27 protein-coding genes are annotated in these 26,848 nt (G+C 73.2%); 12 read left to right on the plus strand and 15 right to left on the minus strand.

Features of this window, described 5'->3' with window-relative positions; all coding sequences use genetic code 11:
* Positions 1 to 21 precede the first annotated feature (21 nt).
* Entirely contained in the window at positions 22 to 1,944 is a 1,923-nt protein-coding gene (locus EV188_RS29500) for an ABC transporter ATP-binding protein (protein ID WP_133829913.1), read from the minus strand.
* Positions 1,945 to 2,056: 112 nt separating this feature from the next.
* On the opposite strand from EV188_RS29500, the gene EV188_RS29505 reads away from it, so the two are divergent.
* Genes EV188_RS29505 through EV188_RS29515 form a run of 3 tightly spaced genes read left to right on the plus strand, consistent with a single transcriptional unit; the run spans position 2,057 to position 4,888 of the window.
* The gene (locus EV188_RS29505) at positions 2,057 to 4,021 is read left to right on the plus strand and encodes a 3-oxoacyl-[acyl-carrier-protein] synthase III C-terminal domain-containing protein (protein ID WP_133829914.1); all 1,965 of its coding nucleotides are present in this window, start codon (positions 2,057 to 2,059) and stop codon (positions 4,019 to 4,021) included.
* A gap of 28 nt (positions 4,022 to 4,049) precedes the next feature.
* Positions 4,050 to 4,457 (plus strand): hotdog family protein, encoded by a 408-nt coding sequence (locus EV188_RS29510; protein ID WP_133829915.1) that lies wholly within the window; start codon positions 4,050 to 4,052, stop codon positions 4,455 to 4,457.
* Positions 4,454 to 4,888 carry a MaoC/PaaZ C-terminal domain-containing protein gene (locus EV188_RS29515; RefSeq protein WP_133829916.1) on the plus strand — a complete coding sequence of 145 codons (435 nt, stop codon included), beginning with the start codon at positions 4,454 to 4,456 and terminating at the stop codon, positions 4,886 to 4,888. The genes EV188_RS29510 and EV188_RS29515 overlap by 4 nt, the downstream gene beginning before the upstream one ends.
* On the opposite strand, the gene EV188_RS29520 is transcribed toward EV188_RS29515, so the two are convergent.
* A complete protein-coding gene (locus EV188_RS29520) occupies positions 4,821 to 6,470 on the minus strand; it encodes a class I adenylate-forming enzyme family protein (protein WP_133829917.1) in 1,650 nt (549 codons plus the stop codon). The genes EV188_RS29515 and EV188_RS29520 overlap by 68 nt on opposite strands.
* 107 nt (positions 6,471 to 6,577) lie before the next feature.
* On the opposite strand from EV188_RS29520, the gene EV188_RS29525 reads away from it, so the two are divergent.
* Positions 6,578 to 7,621: a hypothetical protein gene (locus EV188_RS29525; RefSeq protein ID WP_133829918.1), complete on the plus strand. Its 1,044-nt coding sequence runs from the start codon at positions 6,578 to 6,580 to the stop codon at positions 7,619 to 7,621.
* Between the two features lie 30 nt (positions 7,622 to 7,651).
* Here EV188_RS29525 and EV188_RS29530 read toward each other — a convergent pair whose 3' ends face one another.
* Together EV188_RS29530 and EV188_RS29535 are read right to left on the minus strand one after the other, a co-directional pair.
* Positions 7,652 to 8,941, minus strand: coding sequence for a heparin lyase I family protein (locus EV188_RS29530; RefSeq protein ID WP_133829919.1), 1,290 nt, complete (start codon positions 8,939 to 8,941; stop codon positions 7,652 to 7,654).
* Between the two features lie 191 nt (positions 8,942 to 9,132).
* Positions 9,133 to 9,723, minus strand: a complete 591-nt coding sequence (locus EV188_RS29535; RefSeq protein ID WP_133829920.1) for a TetR/AcrR family transcriptional regulator — start codon at positions 9,721 to 9,723, stop codon at positions 9,133 to 9,135.
* 99 nt (positions 9,724 to 9,822) lie between these two features.
* On the opposite strand from EV188_RS29535, the gene EV188_RS29540 reads away from it, so the two are divergent.
* Together EV188_RS29540 and EV188_RS29545 are read left to right on the plus strand one after the other, a co-directional pair.
* The gene (locus tag EV188_RS29540; RefSeq protein ID WP_166660163.1) at positions 9,823 to 10,269 is read left to right on the plus strand and encodes a DUF4267 domain-containing protein; all 447 of its coding nucleotides are present in this window, start codon (positions 9,823 to 9,825) and stop codon (positions 10,267 to 10,269) included.
* A gap of 10 nt (positions 10,270 to 10,279) precedes the next feature.
* Positions 10,280 to 10,720 (plus strand): anthrone oxygenase family protein, encoded by a 441-nt coding sequence (locus EV188_RS29545; protein WP_424922962.1) that lies wholly within the window; start codon positions 10,280 to 10,282, stop codon positions 10,718 to 10,720.
* A gap of 11 nt (positions 10,721 to 10,731) precedes the next feature.
* On the opposite strand, the gene EV188_RS29550 is transcribed toward EV188_RS29545, so the two are convergent.
* The 7 genes from EV188_RS29550 to EV188_RS29580 all read right to left on the minus strand — a co-directional run bounded on the left by EV188_RS29550 (position 10,732) and on the right by EV188_RS29580 (position 18,209).
* Positions 10,732 to 11,928 carry a cytochrome P450 gene (locus tag EV188_RS29550; protein WP_133829923.1) on the minus strand — a complete coding sequence of 399 codons (1,197 nt, stop codon included), beginning with the start codon at positions 11,926 to 11,928 and terminating at the stop codon, positions 10,732 to 10,734.
* On the minus strand, positions 11,925 to 13,121 hold the full coding sequence (locus EV188_RS29555; protein ID WP_133829924.1) for a cytochrome P450: 1,197 nt from the start codon (positions 13,119 to 13,121) through the stop codon (positions 11,925 to 11,927). The genes EV188_RS29550 and EV188_RS29555 overlap by 4 nt, the downstream gene beginning before the upstream one ends.
* Positions 13,122 to 13,202: 81 nt before the next feature.
* On the minus strand, positions 13,203 to 13,814 hold the full coding sequence (locus EV188_RS29560) for a dihydrofolate reductase family protein (protein WP_133829925.1): 612 nt from the start codon (positions 13,812 to 13,814) through the stop codon (positions 13,203 to 13,205).
* Between the two features lie 70 nt (positions 13,815 to 13,884).
* Positions 13,885 to 14,313, minus strand: coding sequence for an acyl-CoA thioesterase (locus tag EV188_RS29565; RefSeq protein WP_133829926.1), 429 nt, complete (start codon positions 14,311 to 14,313; stop codon positions 13,885 to 13,887).
* Positions 14,314 to 14,349: 36 nt separating this feature from the next.
* Positions 14,350 to 16,644 carry a bifunctional salicylyl-CoA 5-hydroxylase/oxidoreductase gene (locus tag EV188_RS29570; RefSeq protein WP_208114428.1) on the minus strand — a complete coding sequence of 765 codons (2,295 nt, stop codon included), beginning with the start codon at positions 16,642 to 16,644 and terminating at the stop codon, positions 14,350 to 14,352.
* Positions 16,645 to 16,647: 3 nt separating this feature from the next.
* Positions 16,648 to 16,851, minus strand: a complete 204-nt coding sequence (locus EV188_RS29575) for a hypothetical protein (RefSeq protein ID WP_133829927.1) — start codon at positions 16,849 to 16,851, stop codon at positions 16,648 to 16,650.
* Complete coding sequence (locus tag EV188_RS29580; protein WP_133829928.1) at positions 16,848 to 18,209, minus strand: phenylacetate--CoA ligase family protein; 1,362 nt, start codon at positions 18,207 to 18,209, stop codon at positions 16,848 to 16,850. The genes EV188_RS29575 and EV188_RS29580 overlap by 4 nt, the downstream gene beginning before the upstream one ends.
* 104 nt (positions 18,210 to 18,313) lie before the next feature.
* On the opposite strand from EV188_RS29580, the gene EV188_RS29585 reads away from it, so the two are divergent.
* The gene (locus tag EV188_RS29585) at positions 18,314 to 18,706 is read left to right on the plus strand and encodes a RidA family protein (RefSeq protein WP_133829929.1); all 393 of its coding nucleotides are present in this window, start codon (positions 18,314 to 18,316) and stop codon (positions 18,704 to 18,706) included.
* Positions 18,707 to 18,710: 4 nt separating this feature from the next.
* Here the strand turns inward: EV188_RS29585 and EV188_RS29590 are convergent, their stop codons facing one another.
* On the minus strand, positions 18,711 to 19,559 hold the full coding sequence (locus EV188_RS29590; RefSeq protein ID WP_133829930.1) for a PaaX family transcriptional regulator: 849 nt from the start codon (positions 19,557 to 19,559) through the stop codon (positions 18,711 to 18,713).
* A gap of 68 nt (positions 19,560 to 19,627) precedes the next feature.
* Between EV188_RS29590 and ppk2 the strand changes: the two genes are divergently transcribed.
* On the plus strand, positions 19,628 to 20,461 hold the full coding sequence (gene ppk2 / locus EV188_RS29595; protein ID WP_133829931.1) for a polyphosphate kinase 2: 834 nt from the start codon (positions 19,628 to 19,630) through the stop codon (positions 20,459 to 20,461).
* Here ppk2 and EV188_RS29600 read toward each other — a convergent pair.
* Entirely contained in the window at positions 20,458 to 21,054 is a 597-nt protein-coding gene (locus tag EV188_RS29600) for a TetR/AcrR family transcriptional regulator (RefSeq protein WP_133829932.1), read from the minus strand. The two genes, ppk2 and EV188_RS29600, sit on opposite strands and share 4 nt — an antisense overlap.
* A 100-nt stretch (positions 21,055 to 21,154) precedes the next feature.
* Here EV188_RS29600 and EV188_RS29605 point away from each other — a divergent pair, with 100 nt between their 5' ends.
* Entirely contained in the window at positions 21,155 to 21,784 is a 630-nt protein-coding gene (locus EV188_RS29605) for a response regulator transcription factor (protein WP_166660164.1), read from the plus strand.
* Positions 21,785 to 21,787: 3 nt separating this feature from the next.
* Positions 21,788 to 23,107, plus strand: a complete 1,320-nt coding sequence (locus EV188_RS29610) for a sensor histidine kinase (protein ID WP_133829934.1) — start codon at positions 21,788 to 21,790, stop codon at positions 23,105 to 23,107.
* Position 23,108: 1 nt separating this feature from the next.
* On the opposite strand, the gene EV188_RS29615 is transcribed toward EV188_RS29610, so the two are convergent.
* Both EV188_RS29615 and EV188_RS29620 read right to left on the minus strand, forming a co-directional pair.
* A complete protein-coding gene (locus EV188_RS29615; RefSeq protein ID WP_243742092.1) occupies positions 23,109 to 23,654 on the minus strand; it encodes an NUDIX hydrolase in 546 nt (181 codons plus the stop codon).
* A 22-nt stretch (positions 23,655 to 23,676) separates the two neighbouring features.
* Positions 23,677 to 24,297, minus strand: coding sequence for a TetR/AcrR family transcriptional regulator (locus EV188_RS29620; protein WP_243742093.1), 621 nt, complete (start codon positions 24,295 to 24,297; stop codon positions 23,677 to 23,679).
* A 169-nt stretch (positions 24,298 to 24,466) separates the two neighbouring features.
* On the opposite strand from EV188_RS29620, the gene EV188_RS29625 reads away from it, so the two are divergent.
* Both EV188_RS29625 and EV188_RS29630 read left to right on the plus strand, forming a co-directional pair.
* A complete protein-coding gene (locus EV188_RS29625; protein WP_133829936.1) occupies positions 24,467 to 25,270 on the plus strand; it encodes an SDR family NAD(P)-dependent oxidoreductase in 804 nt (267 codons plus the stop codon).
* A gap of 5 nt (positions 25,271 to 25,275) precedes the next feature.
* A complete protein-coding gene (locus EV188_RS29630; protein WP_133829937.1) occupies positions 25,276 to 26,829 on the plus strand; it encodes an AMP-binding protein in 1,554 nt (517 codons plus the stop codon).
* The last annotated feature ends 19 nt before the right edge of the window (positions 26,830 to 26,848 follow it).

The raw sequence follows: 26,848 nt of genomic DNA on the forward strand, positions 1-26,848 counted from the left end.
AACGGGGTGATCGCCCCGGGCTCAGGCGACGTCGGTGCGCTCCTGCCGGAGCACCGCACCGTCGCGGAACCGGACCCCGTCGGCGCAGCGCGCCTCCACCTGGCCCGCGCCGAACTGCTCGGCGTAGAGCTTCGCGTAGAGCCCGCCCTGCGCCAGCAGCTCCGCGTGGGTGCCGTGCTCCACGAGGCGGCCGCCGTCCATCGCGAAGATGACGTCCGCGGCGAGCACGGTCGAGAGCCGGTGCGCGATCGCGATGGTGGTGCGACCGGACATCACCGTCTCGAGCGCGTGCTGGACGAGGCGCTCGCTGACGGTGTCCAGCGCCGAGGTGGCCTCGTCGAGGATCAGGATTCGGGGGTTCGCGAGGATGACGCGGGCGATGGCCAGGCGCTGCTTCTCGCCCCCGGACAGGCGGTAGCCCCGCTCGCCGACCACCGTCTCGTAGCCCGCCTCGAAGCCGACGATCCGGTCGTGGATGTTCGCCGCCCGGGCGGCCGCCTCGAGCTCGGCGTCGGTCGCGTCGGGGGCGGCGTAGCGCAGGTTCTCGGCGATCGTGGCGTGGAAGAGGTAGGTGTCCTGGGTGACCATCCCGATGACCTGCGCCAACGACGCCTGGGTCAGGTCCCGTACGTCGATCCCGTCGAGGCACACGGCGCCCCGGTCGACGTCGTAGAGCCGGGGCACGAGGTACGACAGGCTCGTCTTCCCGGCGCCGCTGGGTCCGACGACGGCGGCGAGCTGCCCGGGCTCGATCAGCAGCGACAGGTCCTGCAGCGCCCAGGTCGGCTCGCGCTCCTCGTCGGGCTCGGCGCCCGTGTCCTCGTCCTCCTCGGAGCGCGGGTAGCCGAACCAGACCTCGCGGAACTCGACCGACCCCCGGGCGTGCTCCTTGTCCAGGACCCGGGCCCCGGGCGGGTCGGTGACGGCGGGGACCAGGTCGAGGTAGGCGAAGATGCGCTGGAACAGGGCGAGCGAGGTCTGGACGTCGAGCGACACCCGCAGCAGCTGCACGGCGGGGAACAGCAGCCTGCTCTGCAGGGTGGTGAACGCGACGAGCGTGCCGGCCGACAGGAGCGCCGCGCCCGACCCCGCCCCGATGTAGCCCGCCACCAGGTAGACCGCGGCCGGGGTGATCGCGAAGAACGCCTGCACGACGGCGAAGAACGACTGGCCGGTCATGGTCTGGCGGACCTGGAGGTCGGTCTGCCGCGCGTTCTCGGCGCGGTAGCGCTCGATCTCGTGGTCCTGGCGCCCGAACACCTTCGCCAGCAGCACCCCCGACACCGACAGCGACTCCTGCGTGATCGCCGACATGTCCGACAGCGACGCCTGGGTGTTCGCCGCGACCTTCCGCCGGACCCGCCCGACCCGGATCTGCAGCACGATGAACACGGGCATGAGCACGAACGCGACCAGCGAGAGCTGCCACGACAGCGCCAGCATCGCGATCACCGACGCGACGACGGTGACGACGTTGCCCAGGATCGACGACGCGGTCTCGGTGACCACCGACTGCACGCCGGCGACGTCGTTGTCCAGCCGCGACTGGATCACGCCGGTCTTCGTGGACGTGAAGAAGCCCAGGTGCATGCGCTGGAGGTGGGCGAACAGCCGGTCCCGCAGGCCCTGCATGACGCGGTTGCCGAGCACGGTCGTCAGGTAGGTCTGCCCGACGCCGATGAGCCCGGAGACCAGGGCGATCACGATCATCGCCGCGACGAGGACCGTGAGCAGCCCGAGGCGGGGCCCGTCCGGGGCGAACAGGGCGTCGTCGAACACGGCCTGCGTGAGGAACGGGTTGGCGATGCCGAGCCCGGCGGTCACGAGGATCGCCAGGCCGATCAGGAGCAGGCGTCGCCGGTAGGGCGCGAACAGCGCGACGACCCGCCGTCCCAGCGGCGTCTCGTCGGCGGCCGTGCCCGCCGGTGCTGTGGTGGTGACCATCGCCGTCCTCGGGTTCCTGCTCGGGCGCACTCGACGGTCTCGGATGATCCGCCGCGCAGCGGAGTCCCGCAGCCCTCGCGCTCTCTAGGGTGGGCTTCTGAGGGGGTGGGCCGTGAAGCCGTTCGTCATCAACCGCCGGGGCCGTCTCGTCTTCCCGGCCAACTTCTTCGGCGAGCTGGACTTCACGGTCCTCGACACGCTCGAGCAGTTCACCGCGGTCATCGAGCGGGACTTCGAGGCGAAGGCCCCGACGGGCACCGACATCCTCCACCGGGTGGAGAGCGGCTCCTACCCGACCCGCTTCGAGCTGCTGCGCGACCTCGGCCAGAACCTGTTCTGGGTCAACCGGTACTCGATGACGATGTTCGACAAGCGTCCGACACGGTGGCGCGACGTCCCCCGGCACCGCGACGACGTCTTCCTCCCGGTGCTGACCCCGTGGGAGGACCGCGAGCGCAAGGTCGCGGCGGTCGAGCGCGCCTACCAGGAGCTGCCGGCGCGCTGGGCCGCCGACGCCGAGGACCGTGTCTTCGCCCTGCTCTTCGACGTGTTCCGGCACAAGCTCCACCACGCCACCGAGCTCCCCGCGATCAAGCCGACCGTCGCCGAGTTCCTCGAGCAGCCCGACGCGCTGACCTTCGTCATGCCCGACCACGACCCCGACCACCACCTCTTCCCGGTCGACGAGATCTTCGACGCCGACGAGGAGGTGCCCGAGCTCGAGGCGCTGATGCGCTGGTCGATGGTGCTGCACAACCTGTATCCGTGGGACGGCTCGCGCACGACGCTGCGCCACCCGGCCGACATCGGGCCGGACGACTTCGTCGTCACGTTCCACCCGCGCGACCGCGAGGTCGCGGCGTTCATCGACCGGGTCAAGCAGGCCCGCGCGACGGGTGCCCGCACGACGACCACGTCGACGCCGGTCGAGGCGGTACCGCCCCGCACGCCGTTCCCGCCGGTGCGGGTGCGCGAGGCCTTCCGGGTGCGGCCCGCGCTGGAGGCCCTGGCGATCGTGCGCGGCGAGCACGTCTGCGACAACGTCGACGTCATCCGCAACGCCAGCTTCTCGTGGTCGCCGATGAGCGCGGACGAGATCGCCCGCAAGACCGGGATCCGCCAGCGGCGCTACACGGCCCGCGAGCCCCACCACCTGGCGCTGGACGCCGCGCGGGCGGCGCTCGCGAAGTCCGGCCGGGCGCCCGCCGAGATCGGCGCGGTCCTGGTCAGCACCTGCACCAGCAACCGTCAGATCCCCTCCATCGCCACGTGGGTGTCGGGCGAGCTGGGGCTGGCGCAGACCCACACGTCGATGGACATGGTCGCCGCCTGCGCCGGGCTGCCCTACGGGCTCGCCGAGGCCGTCCGGCAGATCCAGGAGGTCGAGCGGCCCGTGCTGCTGGTGTGCGTCGAGAAGTTCTCGGACAAGATCGGGAGCGCGCGCACGTCCAGGATGATCTTCGGGGACGGCGCGGCGGCGATGGTCGTGGCCCCGGCCGCCGACGGCGCCCCGGTGGACGTCGAGGTGCTGCAGACCTACGCCAGCGGGCCGGTGTCGGAGGTCAACTCGATCATCTGGCCGAACCCGGAGTTCGACAACGACATCACCGTCTACGGGCCCGAGGTCAAGTCGCTGGTCCAGCGCTACCTGGACCAGATGCTCGGCGAGCTCTCCGAGCAGACCGACCCCGACGACCCCGGCCGCAGCCTGCTCGACAGCATCGAGCTCATCGTCCCGCACCAGGCCAACAAGACGATGATCCTCGACCTGGCCGCGAAGGCCGGGCTCTCGGAGGACCAGCTCTACTTCGACATCGAGTCCGTGGGCAACGTGTCGGCCGCGAGCATCCCGATCGCCCTCCACGACGCCGTCCGCGACGGGGCGATCGGCCGCCCGACGAGGGTCTTCGCCCCCGGCTTCGGGGCCGGCGCCGTCGGCGGCTACGCGGTGCTCCGCCTCGACCCGGCGATCGTCGCCGACGAGGTGGTGCTCGACCCCGTCGAGACCGACCGCGCGGCCCCGGCGCCCCAGACCCGGACGACGACCGACGACGTCCGCGTGGCCTTCGGCGAGTAGCCGGCCGTCACGGACAGGGAGGCCGCCCGTGGGAAGGGTCGCTCAGGAGTTCGCGGACGTCCCCTACGAGGACCTCGAGCCGGGCGTGGTCCGCACGACGACCCACCGCCTCGACCCCTCGCTCGTCGCCGAGTACGAGCGACTCGTGGGCCCCTCGCCGGACGGCTCGGTCTCGCCGTGGGTCTTCTGCACCTTCCTGCCCATGTACCGGGCCCTCGGCGGGCGCATGGAGCAGGGATCGATCCACACCCGCCAGCGGATGGTCGAGCACCGTCCGGTGTCGGTCGGAGCGACGCTCACCGTCGAGCTGCGGGTGCTGGAGAAGATCGAGGAAGGGGGTCGACGGCACGTGACGCTCGAGATCGTCTTCGCGGACGAGGCCGGTCCGGTCTGTTCCTCCACCGGTACCTACCTGTGGGGACACGCCACCCGATGACCCCGGCGGACCCCGTGCTCGCCGTCGTGCGGCGGACCTTCACCCAGGACGACATCGACGCCTTCGGGCACGTCAGCGGCGGCACCGGCCACATCCACACGGACCCGGAGTTCGCGGCGGCGACCCCGTTCGGTCGCACCCTGGTCCAGGGCCTGTACCTCCTGGCTCTGGTCGAGAGGGCCGTCGCCGAGGCCGCGCCGGGTCGGCACGAGGTGTCGGTCCGGTTCGTCGCGCCCGTGGGCGTCGGCGACGAGTTCCGGGTCGAGGTCCGTGACCACCCCGACTCGCCGGGAGACCTGGCGATCACGGCCTCCGTGGGGGAGCGGACCGCGGTGGTGGGCACGGCGACCAGGGCCCCGGAGGTCACTCCTCCAGCAGCGCGCGCAGGCGGAACTTCTGAATCTTCGTCGCCGACATCGGCCAGCTGGTGACGAAGCGGATCTCCCGCGGCACCTTGTAGGACGCGAGGTCGCCGCGGCAGAAGGCGATGAGGTCGGCTCCCGTGCACTCCGCGCCGTCCGTGGTCTCGACGAACGCCACCGGCACCTCGCCGTAGCGCGCCGACGGGCGGCCGACGATCTGGGCCATCCGGACCTCGGGGTGCGTGCTCAGGAGGGCCTCGACCTCGAGCGGCGAGACGTTCTCCCCGCCGACCTTGAGCACGTCCTTCCTCCGGCCGAGGAAGAGCAGGGAGCCGTTCGCGTTCAGGCTCCCGGAGTCGCCGGTGCGCACCCAGCCGCCGGGGAGGATCGTCGCGGCCGTGGCCTCGGGGTCGCGGTAGTAGGCGCGGAAGGCGTTCACGCCCCGGAACTGGATCTCGCCGGGCGCGTCGACGGGCACGAGCGTCTCGGGGGCGTCGGGATCGGCGATGCGCACCTCGATCCCGGGGATCGGGTTGCCGTTGCGTCCGAGCCGGTCGCCCTCCGGCTCGTCGAGCGCCGTCGCGGTGATCATGCCGGCGCCCTCGGTCATGCCGAAGTCGGTGAGCAGCGTCGCCTCGGCGGGCAGCAGCGCCTGGATCATCTCCTGGGTCTCGCGCGGCGCCACGTTGAGGACCGTGCGCACCGAGCGCAGCCGCTCAGGGGCGTATCCGGGGGCGCGCAGGAGCCCGAGCGTCAGCGGCGGGAACGCCGGGAACAGGTGCTCCGCGTGCCGGCGTTCGATGTGCTCGAGCGCGACCTCGGGATCGAAGTGGCTCATCGACATCACCGCGGCGCCGCGGACGAGCGCCGAGACGGTGGGTCCGATCCCGCCGACGTGGAAGAAGGGGCACGGGGTCCACATCGCCTCGCCCCGCCGCAGCCCGACGACGTCGGCGAACGCCGACCAGCTGCCGCGCAGCGCGCGGTGGGTCAGCTCGCAGCCCTTGGGGTCGGCGGTCGTCCCGGAGGTGTAGAGCAGGACGGCGGTGTCGTCGGCGGTCCTCGCGTGGGTGGCCGCGGTGACCGCGTCGTCGGGGACCCCGCGTCCCGCCTCGATCAGCCCGGGGAGGGGCGCGGCGAACGGCACCTCCTTGGCGCCGTCGAGGTAGATGCGGCGCAGACGCGGCGCGCCTGCCGCGGTCACGGTGCCGTCGGGGCCCGGGCGCAGGTCCGGCAGCGCCTCGGACACGAGCGCGGTGAAGTCGGTGTGCTCGTCGACGGCGTCGGTGGTGACGAGGAGCTCGGCGTCGCACCGGCCCAGGACGTAGCTCAGCTCGCGGCGCTTGAAGCGGGCGTTCAGGGGGACGAGGACGCCGCCCGCGAGGTGCACCCCGAACAGGAGCTCGACGTAGGTCGGCGAGTTGGTCATGAGGGCCGCGACGTGGCCGCCCGGGCGCAGCCCCGCGGCGATCAGACCCTTCGCCATCGCGACCGCGCGCCGCAGGAACGCCGCGTAGGTCAGGTCGACGTCCGGGAAGGACACGAAGGTCAGGTCGGGGTGCTCCTCGGCCCGGTGCACCAGCTCGACGGCCAGCGTGCCCTCGGTCGTCGCGGTGGCCCGCTCTCCACCGCCCGGCAGTGCCGACACCATCGCGACCTCCACGGCCGAGCGCCAAACAAACGGCAGTTTGACAACCTGCGCCGAGCGGTGTCAACGTCGGTCCCACCTGCTGGGGAGCCCGGAAGGACCGGCCACTGATGCGCTACCACGTGTACCTGGAGGGCGAACCCACGCTGGAGTCCTACCGGCTGAGCCACCGGCCGCGGGAGGACTACGCCCCCGTCTTCATCTGCCCGTTCGTCGTCCTCACCGACTCCTCGGGCCGGCTCTACAACGCCATGCGCGGCATCCAGGGCCAGAACAAGAACGAGACCCTGAACATGGGCGTCTACCGCCTCGACGGTCGCCTCGACGCCCAGTGCCCCGTCCTGTTCCCCTACGCCGAGAACCCGATCACCGAGCGGTACCGGGTGACGGAGACCGCCGACGCGGTGAGCTACGTCGGGGAGACGTGGCGCTACGACTTCGGGGTGAGCGACTACCGCTGGGTGGACGGCTCGGGTCGTCTCGACCTGACCGCGCGGCGGCTCGGCCAGGTCTGCACGTTCTGGGTGCCCGAGCAGGAGGGCTACGAGTACCCGCAGATGCTGCGCTCCCACCTCGGCAAGGCCACCGGCACGCTCGACGGCGAGCCCGTCGAGGGCCTGTTCATGCTCGACTACATCTACAGCAGGCCCGACGCGATGTGGAACGAGATGGGCATGCTCAGCAAGCTCCACAACGTGTGGCTGAACTGGCTCGTCGAGTACGAGGACGGGTCGTACGAGGGCGGCTACGCCTGGCGCGGTCGCCCGGGCACGGGGTTCGCGGCCGCGCACCAGGTGGTGGACGGGGTGAGCACCGCCCGCAGCGACGCGAGCGTGTCGACCCACTTCACCGAGCGCGGCACGGTCACCAAGGTCGACCTCGCGCTCGGGGCGGACGCCTCCCTGACGCTCGAGCAGTTCGGGTCGACCGACTGGCCGCTGCACACGTGCGGCACGGTCAGCTCCGCGGGCGCCGGCAAGACGATCGCCCGCAGCTGGAACTACACGGAGTTCTTCCCGCTGAACTGGAGCGCCGTGGCCGACTACCAGGCCGCCCACCACGCGCTCTACGGCCGGCGGCCCTCGTTCGCGCGACTGATGGAGGGCGCGCGGATCGAGGACCAGCGACTGGTGTTCCCGCGGGAGAGCGCCTGAGCTCGACCACCGCTCGGCCCGGCGGTCGGTCTACTCGGCGCTGCCCCGCTCGCCCGCGTCGTCACGACCCCCACCGTCGGTCTCCGTGGACGCGCGATCCCGGTCGGGGTCCCGGGGCGGATCGGTGTCCGCCGCCGCGCGGGAGGACGCGTCGTCGCGCGGCGTCGCGTGCCGGCCGGCCGTCGAGGCGTCCCGCGTGCGCGTGGTGTCGCGTGCCGGGTGGTCGCGGGAGGAGTCCCGGGTGCGCGTGGTGTCGCGTGACGAGTGGTCGCGTGCCGGGTGGTCGCGGGAGGAGTCCCGGGTCCGCGTGGTGTCGCGATCCGACTGGTCACGTCCGGTCCGGCTCGTCGGCTCGGGCGGCGCGGGGCGACGGCCGCCCTCCGCGACGGCCTGGTGGCGTGCCGGGGCCTCGCGGCTCGGGTCGGCGGCGGCTCCGTGCTCGACGCGCCAGCCGCCGAACCGCACCGTGCTCGGGACCCCGATCGTCCGGTCCCGGTGGAGGCCGATCTTGAGGTAGCTCTGCTGGCCCGGGTAGAGCGTGCCGCCCCTGGGGTGGTCGTCGACGACGACGGGCCGGCCGTCCCGCCAGACACTGACCTCCCCCTTGTCGGGGTCGGCGGAGAAGCGCACCAGCAGCCGCAGCCGGGTCCACTCGCCGACCGGTGCAGGCCCGAGGGAGCGCGTGAAGGTCCGTGCCCCCGAGGGATGGCCCTCGCCGCCGTGCAGGACGAGCTCGCCGTCCTCCACCCGGAGGTCCAGCGGCGCCTGTCCCGGACTGTCGTTCTCCCAGCGGGCGATGACCTGCCGAGCCGAACGCCCCGGGGCGAACGTGCCGTCGAGACGTACCGAGAAGGAGACGTCGTGCCGGGATCCCTCGCCGACGACGGGGATGGCCGGCTCGAGCTCGCTCCGCTGCCCGCGCCCGCTGAGGTGGAAGGACACCTCGTCGCCAGCAACGTGCGGAGGCGGCGCCGCGACGGTGTTCCACGGCGTCCGCTCGAAGGCGCGCGGACCGTCGCCGCGCCACACCTCCGACGGCGGTGCCTCGGCCGGCGCGGGTGGGAGCTCCGGCCGTTCGGCCGGGACGGCGCCGCTCGGGCCCTCGCCCGACGGGGGCGGCGCGGGGAGCACTCCCGGTCCGGCGCCCGAGGTGCCCGAGGCGTCGCCCCCGGAGCCGGCGTCCGGGTGGGGGAGGGACGCCTCGCGGAACCAGGGCATCGAGGTGCTGGCGACGGCGATCCCGCCCGCGAGGGCGCCGACGGCGACCAGGGACACCGCGCGGGCCCGCGCCACGCTCGGCGGTCGCCGGTGCGAGCGCACCTCTCCTGCCGTGATCGGCACCGGGCGCGTTCCCGCGCCGGTATCGCGATGGCGTCCCATGATCGCGCCGGCGACCCCCGGATCTCGACGACTCCACGGAGACGTTGCCGGAGGATCGGGCGGGAAACGCCCTACCGGCGAGCTTGGTGCCGGCGTTCCAACGGATTGCGCCGCCTGCGCGCGTCCGCTGATCAGCCCGCTGCGCCGACGAGGCGGTCCACGAGCACCTCCAGGCGCGCGGGCGCGTACTCGGCGGGCAGTCGCCCGGCCCGCGTCAGGGTCACGAGCCCGTGCAGGGTGGCCCACGCGACCTCGGTCAACGTTCCCGAGTCGGCGGACCCGGCGACCCGCGCGAAGACCTCGTCCAGGGCCTCGAACGCCGCCCGGAGGGGCGCCGGGGTGGCCTCGTCGGCGAACCGCAGGCCGGTGCTCATCGAGAAGATGGCGTCGTAGACCGCGGGGTTCTCGCGGGCCCAGTCCAGGTAGGCCGTGGCGAGGGCGCGCACGGCGGCGGTGCCCGAGGCGTCCGGCACTGCGGCGTGCACCGCCCGGTGCACCGCCTCGGTGAGCTCGGCGGCGCCCTCGAGCGCGACCGCCGACACGATCTCGTCCTTGCCGCCGAAGTGGCTGTAGAGCACCGGCTGGCTGTACTCGATGCGCCCGGCGAGCCGCCGGGTGGTCACCGCGTCCCAGCCCTCCGCCTCGGCCAGCTCGCGCGCCGTCGCGAGGATCAGGCGATGGCGCGCGGCCCGGTCGCGCTCCTTGCGCTGCTGCACCGTCACGACGTCACGCTAGCACGTTTTCTAGCGGCGCTAGACATGCGAGCGTTGACTGTCTAGCGTCGGTTGTGTTCCTAGCAGCGCTAGATTCCAGGAGACGCCGTGAACAGCAGACGGATCGGGACAGCCCTCCTCGGGGCGGTCGGCGTGGGCATCGCCGTCGTCGGCAGCAGGTACCTCGCCGACCCGGTGGGACAGGTCCCGGGCTACGTCGGGAGCACCACGCTCGACCCGGCGGTCGTCGCGGGCAACGCGAAAGGCGTGCGCGACCTGGCCGCCGGTGGCGCCGTGACCGTGCTCCTGGCCGCGCGGCAGTGGCGGGCGGCGGGGTGGTTCGCCGTCGGCGCGGCGACGATCCCGGTCGGCGACATGCTCGTCGTGCTCGCGCAGGGCGGGTCGGTGCTCACCGCCCTCGCCGTGCACGGCGCGACCGCGCTGGTCGTGCTGCTGGCGGGCGTGCTCCTCCTGCGGGGCAGCGCCCCGGCCACGGTGCCGGCTCGCGGCCGGCGGGCCGGCCGCGTCGTGACCAGCGCCGTCGGGCGGGTGTGACGTGATGCCGGTGATCCTGGGAGTCCTGACCGTCGTCGTGGTCGGCCTCATGGTCGGCGTCGAGCTCGCCGTCGCGGTGTTCGTGAACCCGATCTTCGACAGGCTCCCCGCGGACGGCGGGCCGGCGGCGCGCAGCGACGGGGCGCGCGTGCTGGGCCGGGCGATGCCGTTCTGGTACATCGGCGGGCTCGCGCTCGCCGTGGTGTGGGCCGTGCTGGCGTGGGGCGCGCCGGCGACACCGCTCGTGCTCGTCGCGGTCGGGCTGCTCGTGCTCAGCGTGGTGATGTCGGTGACGCTGCTGGTGCCGATCAACGACCGTGTCGCGGCCTGGGCGGCCGACGGGACACCGTCCGACTGGCGCGCGCAGGTCCACCGCTGGGACCGCTGGCACCACCTCCGCGTGGCGATCATCGTGGCCGCGTTCGTCCTGCTCGTGGTCGCGGTGGCGTGACCGGGGGAGCGTCAGCCGCCCCACGTGACGGGGAGCGCGGTCATCCCGCGGAACACCCAGCCGAACCAGGTGGTCTCGCGGCGCGGATCGGTGCGGAGGCCGGGGAGCGCGTCGTAGAGCATCGGCAGCGCCACCTCGCCGATCGCGATCCGCGCCGCCCAGTGCCCGGCGCAGACGTGCACCCCGCTGCCGAAACCGAGGTGTGCGCGCTTGGTGCGGGCGATGTCGAACTCGTCCGGCCGGTCGAACACCGCCGGGTCGCGGTTGGCCGCCCCGACGACCACGCCGAGCGAGGCCTCGGCGGGCAGCGCGATGCCCGCGAGCACACAGTCGCGCGTGGTCCGGCGCGGGTACATGCCGATCGGCGCCTGCCAGCGGATGGTCTCGTCGACGACCCGCGGCCACCAGGACGGGTCGGACAGCACGCGCTCGCGCTGCTCGGGGTGGTCGGTCAGCGCCCAGACGATCGCGGTGATGGTGTGCTGCGGCTCGTTCATGCCCCCGGAGATGGTGAGCTTGACGTTCGTGCGCACCGTCGCCTCGTCCAGCCCCGCGTGGAGCAGCGCCGAGGTCACCGACGCGTCGGGCCGGCGCCGGAGCACGGGGAGCAGCGCGTCGAGGTGGGCGTCGACCTCCTGTTGCGCGGCGTCGCTCCGCGCCCAGATCCCCGGGTCGTCCTGGAGGTTGCCGATGCCGGCGATGAAGGCGAGCGACCACCGGGCGAGCTCCTCGGCGGTGGCGTCGGGGAGCCCGAGCATGTCGACGAGGTTCTGCGCCGCGAGCGGGCCGGCGAAGTCGCGGTTCAGGTCGGCGTCGTCGGGTCCCCGCGCGCGCAGCGTCTCGAGATAGGTGCGGGCGTTGCGCTCGAAGCGCGCCAGCCAGGTCGCCCGGATCGCCTTCGGTCGCAGCGGGGTGTTGATCGGCGTGCGCTCCTCGGCGTGCGCGGCGCCGTCCTTGCGCAGCATCGGCCGCCCGCCGAGGGCCCGCGCCATGGTCGCCGACCCGCCCCGCACGTCGGCGGAGAACGTCGCCTCGTCCGCCTCGACGGCGCGGCACGCGTCGAACCCGGTGACCAGGTACCGGTTCAGGACCGGCACCCACGCGACCGGGCCGAGCTCGTGCAGCCGGGCGTAGGTGGCGTACGGGTCGTCGAGCAGCGTGGCGACGTCGATGTCGTCGGCGACGGGCGGCGGGACGGCGGTGCTCACGACGAGGCCGGCGCGGGGGAGCGGTGGACGATCACCTCGAGGCTCTCGAGACCGCGCAGGCCGTTGTTGAGCAGCGGGCGGGAGGAGACGACCTCGAACCGTTCGACGACGTCGGCGAGCCGGTCGAGCAGCGTGCCCATCTCGAGTCGCGCGAGGTTCATCCCGATGCAGACGTGCTCGCCGCGGCCGAACGCGAGCTGGTCCGACGGCCGGCGGGTGATGTCGAACCGGTCGGGGTCCGGGTACTTGCGCGGGTCGCGGTTGGCCGCGCCGTAGAGCAGCGCGACGCGGGAGCCCGCCGGCAGGGCCACGCCGTCGATCGTGTGGTCCTCGGTGAGGACGCGGCTGAACTGCGGGACCGGGGACTCGATCCGCAGGCACTCGTTGACGGCGTGCGGGATGAGCGACCGGTCCTCGCGCAGCCGGTGCCACTGCTCGGGGTGCTGGGCGAAGAGCGCGATCGCGGACGTCGTCGCGAGGATCGTCGTGTCGAGGCTCGGGGTGACGTAGTCCAGCATCAGGGCCGGGCACTTGTCGCGCGGGAGCTCGCCCCGGTCGGCGGCCTGGTAGAGCTGGTCCGCCCAGCCGTCGGGGACGATCTTGCCGGGGACGGCCTCCTCCGCGGCGAACCCCAGGAACTCCTCGACCAGCGGCATCGCGGCGGTGAACCGCTCGTTGGCCGGACCCTGGACGTCCCAGATCGCGGCCGCCCACTCCAGCATCTTGCCGCGGTGGCCTTCGCCGAGCCCGACGAGGTCGGACACGACCGTCATCGGCAGGTGCTCGGCCAGCTCGGTGGCGGCGTCGAACCGTCCCCGCCCGACCAGTTCGCCGACGATGTGGTCGGCCGCCGCCTCGATCCTCGGCGCCATCTCGCGGCTGAGCTCCGGGCGCAGCGGCCGGCCCAGCACCGAGCGCAGCATCGTGTGCTCGGGCGGGTCGCTGCACAGGGTGATGCCCTCGAGCGAGGCGTTGACGCCGGGATCGACGAACACGCCCTTGGCCGAGGAGAACGTCGGCCAGTCCATGAGGGCGGCGCGCACGTCGGCGTAGCGGGTCAGGGCGTAGAGGTCCTGGCGGGTCAGCCGGACGACGGGGCCGGCCTCCCGCAACCGCTCGTAGATCGGGTACGGGTCGATCCGCGCCTCGTCGCTGAAGAGGTCGACGTCGTCGACCGGGATCGTGTCGGTCACGGTTCGGCCCCCACCTCGGGTCGGCTGCCAGCGGCCGGGTCCGTGTCTAACACCCTCCGGGACCCGCAGCGAGGGGATCGATCAGCCGGCTTCCACCCTGCGGTAGCGGATGTGCGTGGACAGCGGCGAGTGCAGCACCTCGACGGGCTCGTAGTCGAAGGACGCGACGCCGTCGAACATGCGCTCGCCCCCGCCGAGCAGGGTCGGGGCGATGTCGAGGGTGAACTCGTCGATCACGCCCGCGTTGAGCGCCTGCCGGACGGTGGAGGCGCCCCCGGCGATGTCCACGCCCTGGTCGCCGGCGGCCTCGAGCGCCTGCGCGTAGGCGGCGTCGAAGCCGTCGGTGACGAAGTGGAACGACGTCCCGCCCTCCATCTCGATCGGCGCGTGGGCGTGATGGGTCAGCACGAACACCGGCGCGTGGTACGGCGGCTCGGCCCCCCACCAGCCGCGCCAGTCCTCGTCCCACTCGCCGCGGACCGGCCCGAACATGTTCCGGCCCATGACGTAGGCCCCGCGGGGGCGCATGAGCCACCCGGTCGCGATCTCGTCGGCCTCGGTCGCCCGCGGGTCCCCGATGTGCCACGTGTGCACCTCGATGCCCCGCTTGCCGAGCGGGTCGTCGCGGCTCTGGTCCGGCCCGGCGACGAAGCCGTCGAGGGAGATCGACATGTGGCAGGTGGTGTCCGTCATCCGCGCTCCTGAGCAGTTGCGAGTTGCAAGCAGTCAGGAGGTTAGCGGGGATGCCGCCCGCGCGGGAGAGTCAACCGGTCGGCGCGGTGCGGACCTGCAGACCCTCCAGCGCGGCGCGGCGCTCGCCCTCGATCGGCACCGTGTCCTCGGTGGCCCGGTCGACGAAGGCCTGCACGAACTGCCCGGTGAAGAACAGCTCGCCGTCGCCGCGGTACAGGCCGACCTCGAAGCGCACGCTCGAGGTGCCGAGCTCGCCGACGCGCAGGCCGGCCGAGACGACGTCGGGGAAGCCGGCCTGGGCCTTGTACTCGCAGTTCACCTCGATGACGAGCCCGACCGTGTCGCCGCCGTGCGGGTCGAGACAGCCGTTCTCGATCATCCAACGGTTCACGACCGTGTCCATGATCGCGTGGTGGACGACGTTGTTGAGGTGTCCGTACTGGTCGTTGTCGTTCCAGCGGGTCGTGACGTCCTGCCAGTGCACGTAGTCCTCGGTCACGGCCCCGGTGATGGGCGCTGCGGGGCGCGGGCAAACTCAGGGCGTCTGTTCGCGCCGGCGGGCCGAGAGCCCGGAGCGGTACTGCTTCGGCACCGGCACGTCGCGGTGGTCCTGGTCGAGGGCGGCGTTCCAGGTCCAGTACGGGTCCACGAGGTGCGGGCGGGCGATGGCGCAGAGGTCGGCGCGGCCGGAGGCGATGATCGTGTTGGCGTCCTCCACCGACGCGACGGCGCCGACGGTGATCGTCGGGATGCCGGTCTCCTGACGGATCCGGTCGGCGAACGGGGTCTGGTAGAGCCGCCCGTACTGCGGGTCGGCGTCGGTCGACGTCTGGCCCGTGGAGACGTCGACGACGTCCGCGCCGTGGGCCGCGAGCATCGGGGCGAGCGCGACGGCGTCGTCACCCGTGAAGCCGCCGTCGTCCACCCAGTCGGTCGCGCTGATCCGGACGCTGACCGGCTTGTCGTCGGGCCACACCGCCCGCACCGCGTCGAGGATCTCCAGCCCCAGCCGGGCGCGGTTCTCCGGCGAGCCGCCGTAGGCGTCGGTGCGCCGGTTCGACAGCGGCGAGAGGAACGACGACACCAGGTAGCCGTGGGCGTAGTGCAGCTCGAGCAGGTCAAACCCCGCCGCGGCGGCCCGGCGCGCGGCGTCGGCGTGGGCGGCGACGACGTCGGCGATGTCGGCGTGCGTCATCTCGCGGGGCACCGGCGAGTCCGACCGGTACGGGATCGGCGACGGGCCGATGACCTCCCAGCCGCCCTCCGGGAGCGGGTCGTCGATGCCCTCCCACATGACCTTCGTCGAGCCCTTGCGCCCGGAGTGGCCGATCTGCGCGCCGATGAGCGCCGGGGTCTCACGGTGGACGAAGTCGACGATCCGCCGCCAGGCCTCGGTCTGCTCGTCGTTCCAGAGCCCGGGACAGCCGGGGGTGATCCGCCCCTGGGGCGTCACGCACGTCATCTCGGTCATGACGAGCCCGGCGCCGCCGACGGCGCGCGAGCCGAGGTGGACGAGGTGCCAGTCGGTCGGGCACCCGTCGACCGCGGAGTACTGCGCCATGGGGGAGACGACGATCCGGTTGGGCAGCGTGACCCCGCGCAGCCGGAACGGGTGGAACATCGGCGGGGTGCCGTCGGCGACCTCGAGGCCGCTCGCCCGGGTCTGCGCGGCGAGCCACGCGTCGAGGCGTCCGACGTACGCGGCGTCGCGCAGCCGCAGGTTGTCGTAGGTGACCCGCTGCGAGCGCGTGAGCAGCTGGAACACGAACTGCAGCGGCGCGAGGTGGCGGTAGCGCGCCAGCCCCTCGAACCACTCGAGGCTGGTCTGGGCCGAGCGCTGCAGCGACGCCACCACCGGCTTGCGCTCCTCGGCGTAGGCCTTGAGCGCGGCGTCGACGTCGGACTCGCGGTTCAGCGCCCCGGCCAGCGCGATGGCGTCCTCGAGGGCGAGCTTCGTGCCCGACCCGATGGAGAAGTGCGCGGTGTGCGCGGCGTCGCCGACGAGGACCACGTTGCCCGCGTGCCAGTGCTCGTTGCGCATCACGGTGAACGACAGCCAGCCCGAGTTGTTGCCGATCAGCGGGTGGCCCTGCAGGTGCTCCGCGAAGATCTCCTCGCAGAACCGCATCGAGACCTCGTCGTTCTCGCCGGGCCGCCGTTCCACCGCGGCGTGCGCGTCGAGGCCGGCCCGCCGCCAGGTCGCCTCGTCGGTCTCGACGATGAAGGTGGAGCGCTTCTCGTCGAAGGGGTAGATGTGCGCCCAGAACAGGCCGTGGGGCGTGTCGACGATGAGGAACGTGAAGCAGTCGAACGGGCGCTCGGTGGCGAACCAGGCGTACCGCGCGGTGCGGCCCTCGCGACGGGGGACGAACCGGTCGGCGAGCGCCTCGCGGGTCCGGCTGTTGGCGCCGTCGGCGGCGAGGACGACGTCGTGGCCGGCGCGCAGCTCCTCCAGCGGCGGCGCCTCGGTGCCGTAGCGGACGTCGACGCCCAGCTCGGCGGCGCGCTCGCCGAGGATCTGCAGCAGGCGCTTGCGCTCGAGGGCGGCGAAGGCGTGGCCGTCGGAGCGCTCGACGGTGCCGAGGAAGTCGGTGTCGATCGCGGTCCAGTGCCGGAACTCGGCCTGGATGCGCTCGATCGACTCCGGGTCGGCGTCGGCGATGTTCTGCAGGGTCTCCTCGGAGAACACGACGCCGAAGCCGAACGTGTCGTCCGCGGCGTTGCGCTCGTAGACGACGATCTCGCGCTCGGGGTGGGACCTCTTGGCGAGGATCGCGGTGAAGAGCCCGCCCGGGCCGCCGCCGATGCTCGCGATCGTCCGTGCCGCCACGGCTCAGACCCCGTCGTCGAGGAGGTGCTCGAAGCGCAGCCCCAGGTCGGTGACGACGACCCCCAGGTGCGCGAGCGCGGCGCGGACACCCGCGGCGGCGCAGGGGGCGAGGTCGTCGTCGGCGGCGAGCGCGCGCAGGGTGTCGTAGGCGCCCAGCAGCGCGGTCTCGGGCGCGGTGAGCTCGGTGCCCAGCAGGTCGGTGGTCATGCGGACTCCATCACGGCGAGGGCGGCACGCTGCTGCTCGGCGCGCAGGTCGGTCAGGCGCTTGGCTTTGAGCTCGAAGCGCGGCAGTTCGTCGGCGGCGGCCCGGCGCAGCCGGAACCGCAGCCCCTCGTGGGCGTCGGCGAGCGCGGTGCCGAGGTCGGCCGCCAGCCGCTCCCACCCGTCGTCGGGCAGCGTCGCGACGGTCTCGACGACGAGGATGACCTCGTCGCGGCCGTCGAGGTGCTCGAGGCGGATCTGGAACTCCTCGATGCCGTCGAACCCCCGCACGACGGCCTCGACGGCGCCGGGATAGACGTTGGTGCCGCGCACGAGCTTCATGTCGTCGACGCGGCCGATGATGCCGCCGCGGTAGAGGTCGAAGGTGCGGCCGTTGCCCGCGGACTCCCCGGGGACCTTCACCACCAGGTCGGCCGTCCGGTAGCGCAGCAGGGGAGTGGTGCTGCGCCCGAACGACGTGCACACCCGCTCGCCGCGCTCGCCGTAGGGCACCTCGAGGCCGGTGGACGGGTCGACGACCTCCTCGATGAAGTGGTCCTCGATGACGTGGCAGCCGCCCGGCTGGTTCCCGGGCTCGAACATGACGATGGTCGACACCTCGGTCATGCCCGCGGTGTCGAAGGCCTTGGCGCCCCAGGCCCGCTCGATGAGCGCCTTGGTCTCGGGGATGGAGCCGGCGGGCTCGCCGGAGAGGATCAGGGTGTGGACGCGGCTCGCGGGCAGGTCGATCCCCATCGCCTCCGCCTCCTGGGCCAGGCGCAGCGCGTAGGTGGGGGTCGACGCGACCACCGTCGCCCCGAAGTCGACGATCTGCCGCACGCGGTTCGGCGTGGTCTGCGCGCCGCCGGGCACGGCGAGGGCGCCGAGCTTCTCCAGGCCGTGGTGCAGGCCCCAGAAGCCGATGAAGCTCCCGTAGCCGAACGCGACGTAGCCGACGTCGTGCGCGCGGACGCCCGCGCCCCACAGCGCGTAGCACCACATCTCCGCGGCCCACGACCAGTCCTTGCGGCTGTCGAGGGCGCGCAGCGGGGTGCGCCCCGAGGTGCCGCTGGTGGTGTGCAGGCGGACCGCGGCCTCGGGCCCGACCACCGGGAGCTCCCCGTAGGGCGGGTGCGCCTCCTGCCCGGCCATCCACTCCTCGCGGGTCAGGAAGGGGATCCGCCGCAGGTCGTCCCAGGTGCGCAGCCGCTCGGGATCGACCGCGGCCAGCGTGCGCGCGTAGTGCGGGCTGCGGTCCCTGGCCCAGGCGACGACGCGGCGCAGCTTGGCGAGCTGGAGCTCGCGCAGCTGCTCGCGGGGCAGCGTCTCGGTCTTGGGGTTCCAGAACGGCTGGTCGCTCACGGCGGTACCTCCGACGCCCGGTAGATAGCGTCTACGTCACGGCGGTCACGAAACCAAACTAAACTCGCTGTGCCGTCGGCACCAGGCCTCCCCGAGGAGAACCCATGAGCGACATCGCCCTGATCAACCCGGACGCGCTCGCGAAGCCCAAGGGCTTCACCCACGCGGTGCGCTGCGGCGAGCTCGTGCACCTCGCGGGGCAGACCGCGCTGGACCGCGACGGACGGATCGTGGCCGGGGGCATCGTCGAGCAGTTCCGTCAGGCGCTGTCCAACGTCGTGACGGCCCTGCGGGAGGCCGGCGGCGACCCGGCGCGCTTCCTGTCGGTGACGATCTACCTGACCGACATCCCCGACTACCAGGCCCACGGCAAGGAGATCGGCGGCGTGTGGCGCGAGCTCGTCGGCACCGACTACCCGGCGATGACCGGGGTGGGCGTCACCGGCCTGTGGCAGCCCGAGGCGCTGGTGGAGATCCAGGCCGTGGCGGCGCTGTGAGGTCTCAGCTCTCCTGGACGAGCCGGACGTAGCGCGCGGCGGGCTCGGCGAGCAGCGTGCGGAAGCGCGCGAACAGCTCCTCGGCGCGCAGCCCGATCCACTGCTCGGGGAGCGCCGCGAGCGAGAGCCCCGGGTCGAGGTAGGGGAGCCGGCGCCAGGCGGTGATCGCCGGGACGTAGTCGGCGAACGCCCGGTCCCGGTGCTCGTCGGGGTCGGCGTCCGCCTCCCAGCGCGCGGCGACGCCGGAGAACCGGCGCAGGTAGTCGGCGTAGGTGGCCTCGAGCGCCTCGAGGTCCCACCAGGCGGCGACCGTCCCCCGGGGGTCGGCGTCCGAGAGGTGCGCCGCCCGGAAGACGTCGGTGAACCCGCGTAGGCCGGCGCGGTCGAGCGCGGCGAGGACGGCGTCGGCGAGGTTGGCGGGCGCGACCCACGTGCCGGGGCCGATCGTGCCGAGGCCGAGCCGGGTCAGCGTCGAGCGCAGCCGGTGGCGCTTGTCGCGCTCGGACTCCGGCACCGAGAACACGACGAGCACCCAGCCCTCGTCGGCGGTGGCCCGCCGCCGGCCGTAGATGCGGTCGTCGCCCTCCTCGAGGATGGCCAGGGCCTCGGCCGACGCCCGGTAGCCCGCGACCCGGCCCTCCTTCTGCGGCTCCAGCCAGCCCCGCTTCTTCAGCCGGAAGACCGCCGACCGCGTGGCCTGCTCGTCGACGCCGAGGTCGCCCATGAGGCGCACGATCGTCGCGATGGAGAGCCAGCCCGCCCGCTCGCGGGCGTAGAGGCCGAACAGCGACACGATGAGCGCGCGGGGGGTCGCGGCGTCGATCTCCTCGGGCTCCGCGCGCGCCGTCGTCACGCGGTCACCGTAGGCCGCTCCTCTAGGACATGCTGGTGGCCTGCACCGTGAGAACAGGGGGTCACGCGATGACGACGGCCGAGGCGAAGCAGAAGAAGCCGAAGCGCTTCCCCAAGAAGATCTACGAGGCCGAGCTGCTCCGCCTGCAGGGCGAGCTGGTCCAGATGCAGGAGTGGGTGAAGGCGACCGGCACCCGGCTCGTCGTGATCTTCGAGGGACGCGACGCCGCCGGGAAGGGCGGGGCCATCCAGCGGGTCGTGGAGAACCTCAACCCCCGCGTCGCGCGCATCGTCGCCCTGCCCGCGCCCACCGAGCGCGAGCGCACGCAGTGGTACTTCCAGCGCTACGTGCAGCACCTCCCCGCGGCCGGCGAGATCGTGCTGCTCGACCGCTCCTGGTACAACCGCGCCGGCGTCGAGCGCGTCATGGGCTTCTGCACCCCGCAGGAGTACGACCGCTTCCTGCGCCAGTGCCCGACCTTCGAGGACATGCTCATCGAGGACGGGATCCTGCTGCGCAAGTACTGGTTCTCGGTGAGCCCCGACGAGCAGGAGAAGCGCTTCCGCGAGCGGCTCGAGAACCCGCTCAAGCGCTGGAAGCTCTCGCCGATGGACCTCGAGTCGATCAGCCGGTGGGACGAGTACTCGAAGGCCAAGGACGACATGCTGGCGGCCACCGACACCGACATCGCCCCCTGGACGATCGTCGAGTCCGAGGACAAGCGGCGCTCGCGGCTGAACATGATCGCCCACCTGCTGCACACGGTGCCGTGGTCGCCGATCGAGCTGCCGACGCTGGAGATCCCGGCCCGCCCGCCGGGCGACGGCTACGTCCGCCCGCCCCGCGAGCTCGACCGTGCCGTGCCCGACCACGCGGCGACGCTGCTGGGCAAGAAGGACTAGTCGTCGAGGACGCGCGCCAGGTCCTCGACCTGCGCGTCGAACAGCGCCTCGTGGTCGAGACCCTGCGGCGCGGCGCGGGCGTTGAGCTCCTGGCTGACCGCGCCGTGCAGCCGGGCGTGCGCGGCGAGCCCGGCCGGGTCGTCGCCGAGGAACCCGGTGAAGACGCCGACCACGCGCTCCATCCCGGCCGGTCCCTCGCCGTGGAGCGCGACCTGGAGCGCCGGGCCGGTGTGGATCAGCAGGTAGTGCCGGGGGTGGCGCAGCGCCCAGCGGCGGTAGTCGTGGGCGAGGGCGGACCAGCGCTCCCGGGGCGGGGCGCCGTCCGTCCGCGCGAGCGCGGACCGGAGGCTGCGCTCGAGCGCGGTGAAGCCGTCGGCGACGAGGGCGTCGATCAGCGCGTTCTTGGTCGGGAAGTGGTAGCGCAGCGTCGAACGGGAGATCCCGATCCTCGTGGCGAGCATCCGGTAGGAGATGCCGCCCGCCCCGCCGTCGGAGAGCTGGTCGAGGGCCGCGTCCTTGATGTCGTAGAGCAGCTCCTGGACGCGGCGGTCCCGCGGGCCCTGGGGCTCCGAGGGCAGAACGAGGCTCGTCATGTGGTCGCTGGTCCGCGTCGGTGCAGGTGGGCCCACCGGGGCCGGAGAGGCGAAAGGTTAGCCGCGGGATCCGCGGCTCCGGCTCCCTAAGATGAGGGGGGTGAGCAGCGCAGACGGCCCGTCGCCCGCGATGGCGGTGCTCGTGGTCGACGACCACCGCGTCTTCACCGACGCGCTGCGGATGAGCCTGGAGCGCCAGGACGACGTCGCGGCCGTGACGGTCGCCCATTCCGCGCGCGAGGCCCTGGCCCGCGCCCGCCGGGTCGAGCTCGACGCGGCGATCATCGATCTCGATCTCCCCGACGGCTCCGGGCTCGACGTCGTCGCGGCGCTGCGCGGGCTCCGGCCCGGGGCCCGGACGATCGTCCTCACCGCCCACGCGCGGCCCGACCTCGCCGAGCGGGCCATCGCCGCGGGCGCCGCGGCCTTCCTGGCGAAGGAGGGGACGCTGGACCGGGTGCTCGGCGCGCTGCGGGCGTCCGCGGCTCCGGTCGTCGACGTCCCGGCGGCGCTCGGGGCCATCGAGCTCACGCCGCGGGAGAGCGACGTCCTGCGCCTGCTCGGTCAGGGCCGGGAGCCCGCCCGCATCGCCGTGGAGCTGCGGCTCTCGCTGCACACGGTGCGCGGGCACGTGAAGGCGCTCATGGCGAAGCTCGGCGTCCACAGCCAGCTCGAGGCGGTCGTCGCGGCGCACCGCCGGGGCCTGATCAGCGTCGGCTCGAGGTACTGACCGGTGACGGCCGTGCTGCGCAGGGCGCTGGTCCGCCACGCCGTGATCACGGTCGTCGTCCTGCTCGTCGCCGTCGTCTCGATCGCCTCCGGGGTCGCCCTGTTCGCCCGCCAGGACGCCCACCGCACCGCCGAGCACACCGCGCGCCAGGTCGGGGCCGTCGTCGACGCGGCGGTGGCGCGGCACGACCTCTCCGCCGCCGTGGACCCGGCGACCCGGGGTGATCTCGACGCCGTCCTCCGCCCGTTCCTGACCAGCGGGATCCTGACGCGCGCCAAGATCTGGGCGCCGCGGGACGGCGTCGCGCGGATCGTGTACTCGGACGAGCCGCGGGTCGAGGGCGAGACCGCGCCCTACGGGCCGCAGACCATCGACGAGCTCGACGCCGACGGATCCCTGGTCCAGGAGGTGCCCGACGACGCCGAGCACCGCTTCGAGGTCGAGCACACCCGCGCGCTGCTCGAGGTGTTCACGACCTCCCGCGATGCGCGGGGCGGCGAGACCTGGCTCGAGCTCTACCTCCGGGTCGACGAGGCGGGCGCCGTGCGCGCCGCCGTCGTCCCCGTCGTGGCGGTGACCGTCGCCGGCCTGCTGCTGCTCGCGGTGCTGACGGTCCCCGTCTCGGTGTCCGTGGCGCGCCGCGCCGACCGCGAGCGCGCCGAGCAACGTGCGGCCCGCGACTACGGCCTGGCCGCCGCCGAGACCGCGCGGCGGGAGATCGCGCAGCGCCTGCACGACGGCGTGCTCCCGGACCTGGCGAGCGTCGGGCTGCTGCTCGAGGTCGCCCGCGACGACGGAGGCGAGGGTGGGTCGGCGGTGCTCGGGCAGGCGCACGCGCTGGTGGAGGACGAGATGCGCCGGCTGCGGGGGCTGCTCGACGACCTCGTCCCGCCGACCGTCGCGGCGGGCGGCCTCGTCGGGGCGCTCGAGCAGCTCGCGGCGCAGCTGGGCCCGATCACCGTCGAGGCCACGCCGGTCGGACCGCTGCCCGACGACCTGGAGCTCGCCCTCTATCGGGTGGGGCACGAGCTGATGCGCAACGCCGTGCTCCACGCGTCGGCGACCACCGTCCGCGTCACGCTGGAGTCGACGCCCGACGGGTGGGTCGCGCTCACCGTCGCCGACGACGGCACGGGCTTCGACGTGGGCATGGCACGCGCCGACGGGCACGTCGGCCTCCTGCTCGTGCGCGGGGTGCTGGCCGACCGCGGCGGCCGGCTGGAGCTGACGAGCACGCCCGGCCGGGGCACGACCGCCGTCGCCCGCGTGCCCGTGGTCCGACCGGCGGTGCGGGTCCGGGACCGCGTGCGGGCACCGGCGTGAGTCAGGTGTCCCTGGCGTAGAGGTACATCAGCGCCGTCGCCGTCGCGGCGCCGAGGATCTGCCCGGACGCGACGAGCTCGGGGATGCGGGCGACGTCGACCCACGTGGCGACCCCGTCCTCGGCCGGGTCGGTCGGGCCGCCGACGCGCGTGGCCCCGCGCCAGAGGTAGGCGTCGACGCGGGCGCGGACCTGGCCGGGCAGGGGCTCGAGCGAGAGCAGGTGCTCGGGCTCGCCGGACACGTGCCACCCGGTCTCCTCGGCGGCCTCGCGGGCCGCGGCCGTCACCGGCGCCTCGCCCTCGTCGACCATGCCGCCCGGCGCCTCGTAGCCCCACTGCGCGGCGGGGAAGCGGTACTTCCACAGCAGGAGGACCCGGTCGTCGGGGTCGACGATCAGCGCGACGGCGACCCGTGAGAGCTCGACGATGTGGTAGTCGAAGCGCTTGCCCTCGGGCGCCTCGACGTCGACGAGCTTGACCCGCATCCACGGGCTGTCGTACGCGGAGCGCTCACCGAAGATCGTCCAACCGCCGACCGCCTCGGGCACGCCGGGACCGTACCCCGGCGCGTCAGCCGAGGCGCGTGAGCAGGACCCGTGTGCCGGCGCGGACGTCGTCGAGGGCCGCCGGGTCGCCCGCGAGGTGCCGCAGCAGAGCCTGCTGGAACAAGCCGTCGAACGCCGCGTACGCGAGGCCGCTCGTACACCGCGGCGGGGCGCCGGCGAGCCCGGCGTAGGCGTCGACGATCCGCCAGATCATGCGTTCGAGACTGGCGTCGATGTCGGCGACGTCGAGCCGGAACGACTCGTCGAACAGCGACTGCGCGCGCAGGTCGTACCAGAGCCGGTGCAGGAGGGCGTCCTGCTCGAGGGTCGCGGCGAGCCCGTCGCCGGCGTCGCGCAGCAGCTGCTCGGCGTCGGTGGCGTGCGCCGCGATCGTGTCGTAGCGCTCCACGCAGCGGGCCTTGTAGCGCCGCACGCAGTAGGTGATCAGCTCGACCTTGTCGCGGAAGTAGTAGTGCAGGACGCCGAGGCTGAAGTCGGAGCTCTGCGCGATGTCGCGCAGGCTCGTGCGGGCGTACCCGCGGTCGGCGAGGGTCTGCAGCGCCGCGTCGGCGAGCAGGCGGCGGCGCTCCTCGAACTTGTCCACCCGCCGGCGTGAGAGCCGGTCTCCGGCATCGGTGCTGGTCACGAGGGTCCTCTCGCAGCGGAGCACGTCCGGGAGAGCGTAACCGGTCGCGTCGGACGCTCGTCCAGCTTTCGTTGGACGGTTGTCCGAAGACGTCCTTGACGGTCGTTCCGCGCCCTCCCTAGCGTGTGATCCACACCACCGACACCGACACGACGATGTGGGGACTTCCATGAGCGCGTTCGACCTGACCGGCCGCCGGGTGCTGATCACCGGAGGGGCCCAGGGCCTCGGTGAGGGCATGGCCCGGGCGCTGACCGGCGCGGGAGCGGCCGTGATGCTGGCCGACATCGCGAAGGACGTGGGGGAGAAGACCGCGTCGGCGCTGTCCGCCGACGGCGCCACCGCGCGCTTCGTCGCGCTCGACGTCACCGACGACGCGCAGTGGGAGGCGGCGGTCGCCCAGACCGTCAGCGAGCTCGGCGGTCTCGACGTGGTGATCAACAACGCCGGCCTCGAGGTCACCCAGCTGCTGGCCGACACCGAGCCCGACGACGTCCGCCGGATGCTCGAGGTCAACCTGCTCGGCACGATGCTGGGCATCAAGCACGCGTTCCGCGCGATGCGTCCCGGCGGCCCGGCCGGGCAGGGCGGCGCGATCATCAACGTCGCGTCGGTCGCCGCGACGATCGCGTTCCCGTCGATCGGCGGCTACTCGGCCACCAAGTCCGGCGTCGACCGGCTCACCCGGGTCGCCGCGATGGAGTCGGGCAAGCTCGGCTACGGCGTGCGCGTGAACTGCGTCTACCCGGGCCTCGTGCCGACCGCCATGGGCCAGAAGCTGGCCGTCGAGACCGCCGGCCTGGGCCTGTTCGAGAGCCCCGAGGCCGCCGTCGGCGCCGTGGTGGAGCTGACCCCGTCGGGCCGTCTCGGCGAGGTTGCCGACATCGCCGACGCCGTGGTCTTCCTGGCCTCCGACGCCTCCCGCTTCGTCAACGGCGCCGGCCTCCCGGTCGACGGCGGCATGGGCATGTGAGCGGGATGCGCCTGGTCGACCACCTGGACAAGGGGGCGTCGCTCGACCCCGACGCCCCCTGTCTGGTCTGCGACGGCGAGACCTCGACCTACGCCGAGGTCCAGCAGCTCAGCGGTCGCATCGCCGCGGCCCTGGTGGCCGACGGCGTCGCGCCGGGGGACAAGGTCGCGATCCTCTCGGCCAACGACCCGACGGCGTTCACCTGCGTCTTCGGGATCAGCCGCGCCGGGGCGGTCTGGTGCCCGGTCAACCCGCGCAACGAGGCGGCGGAGAACCGCGAGCTCCTCGACCTGTTCGGCTGCTCGGTGCTCTTCTTCCAGGCCTCGTTCGCGCCGCTGGTCGACGCGATCCGCGGAGCCTTGCCGCAGCTGCGCACGGTGGTCTGCCTCGACGGGGACCCGGAGTGGGCGCGGCGTCTCGACGAGTTCCTGGCGAGCGGGGGAGCGGAGCCCGTCGACCGGGACAGCGGCGACGACCTCGCGCTGATCGTCGGGACCGGTGGGACCACGGGCACGCCGAAGGGCGTGATGCTCACCGGCACCACCATCGAGACGATGACCGCGGTGACGCTCATGAGCTACCCGTGGCCGGAGCGGGGCGGGCGGCCGACCTACCTGGCGCTGGCGCCGCTCACCCACGCCGCCGGGGTGCTCTGCTTCCCGGTGCTGTGCCTCGGCGGCTCGATCGTGATCATGCGCTCGCCCGACGTCGGCGGCTTCCTCGACCACGTCGAGCGGTACCGCGTCACCCACACCTTCCTGCCCCCGACGCTGATCTACATGGTGCTCGACCACCCCTCGCTGCCCGAGCGCGACCTCTCCTCGCTGCAGTGCTTCTGGTACGGCGCCGCGCCGATGTCGGTGTCGCGGCTCGAGGACGCGCTGACGAGGATCGGGCCGGTGATGGCCCAGCTCTTCGGGCAGACCGAGGCGCCGATGATGATCTCGACCATGGCGCCGGAGGACCACTTCGAGCCGGACGGGTCGGTCGCCCGCGCCCGGCTCTCGTCGGCCGGGAGGCCGTCGCCGCTGGTGACGGTCGCGATCATGGCGGAGGACGGGACGCTGCTCCCGCGCGGCGAGCGTGGCGAGATCGTCATCCGCGGGTCGCTGGTGATGCGCGGCTATCTGGACAACGAGGCGGCCACGGCGGAGGCGTCGCGGTACGGCTGGCACCACACCGGCGACATCGGCTACCTCGACGAGGACCGCTTCCTGTTCATCGTCGACCGCGCCAAGGACATGGTCATCACCGGCGGGTTCAACGTCTACTCGACCGAGGTCGAGCAGGCGCTCATGGCCCATCCCGCCGTGGCGGACAGCGCGGTGATCGGCCTGCCCGACGACAAGTGGGGCGAGCGACTGACGGCCGTCCTCACGCTCCGGCCCGGGACCTCGCTGGACCCTGCGGAGCTGAAGTCGTTCGTCAAGGCCCGGATCGGCAGCGTGAAGACGCCGAAGCAGGTCGAGATCTGGGAGGACCTGCCCCGCTCCAAGGTCGGCAAGGTCCTGAAGACCGAGATCAAGAAGTACATCCTCGACCTCGAACCGGGGCGCTGAGGAGCCGGCGGGAGCCGAG

This window comes from Actinomycetospora succinea (assembly GCF_004363095.1).
GTDB lineage: Bacteria > Actinomycetota > Actinomycetes > Mycobacteriales > Pseudonocardiaceae > Actinomycetospora > Actinomycetospora succinea.